Source organism: Candidatus Poribacteria bacterium, from assembly GCA_021295755.1.
Taxonomy (GTDB): domain Bacteria; phylum Poribacteria; class WGA-4E; order WGA-4E; family PCPOR2b; genus PCPOR2b.
Genome location: JAGWBT010000157.1, coordinates 23,210 through 23,830, shown reverse-complemented (window position 1 = coordinate 23,830; position 621 = coordinate 23,210).

Sequence of the window (621 nt, the reverse complement as noted above, 5' to 3'; positions counted from 1 at the left end):
AACCTACGGGTATAAGGGTCAATGAAATGGTCTTTTGTACCATCCCGATAAAATCGGGATGATCGTAGTCCGCGAACTATGGTAGATTTTAGAATTACTTGGACACGATGAACGAACACGGTCAGAAACGTGTTGGCAGGGGGACAGCACATGGTGCACGCCTCCGATGTAAAGGGCAATTTGCCATAAGTAGCGTAAACTGTTAGTTTGCGGGTTTGTAACACAATCTAACAGATCGTGTTAGAAAAAACCATCTACTTTAGGACTTACGCACTTCAGTAGGGAACACAGATCGTTGTTCCCTACGAACTGTTGAGGGCGCGTCTATTGTAGTTGCCCGATTCATCGGGCGTTGGGACCGGTATCCTGCGGCGATGAATCGCCGAACTACAGGACTTTAATCGTTTAGCTGCGTAAGTCCTGTACTTTTAATGTCTACTTATTTCTCTAATTCACTATAAATGAAAATTAAAAAAATAATTCTGTAATTTGCTATCGACACCAGCGCGGTTTGAAACCGCGCCTACCGTATGTTTCGAGGAAAATCGGGATTACCGATTTATGGTAGATTTTAGAATTACTTAGACACTCCCAATGCACAGCCAACCCCCTAAATCCCCC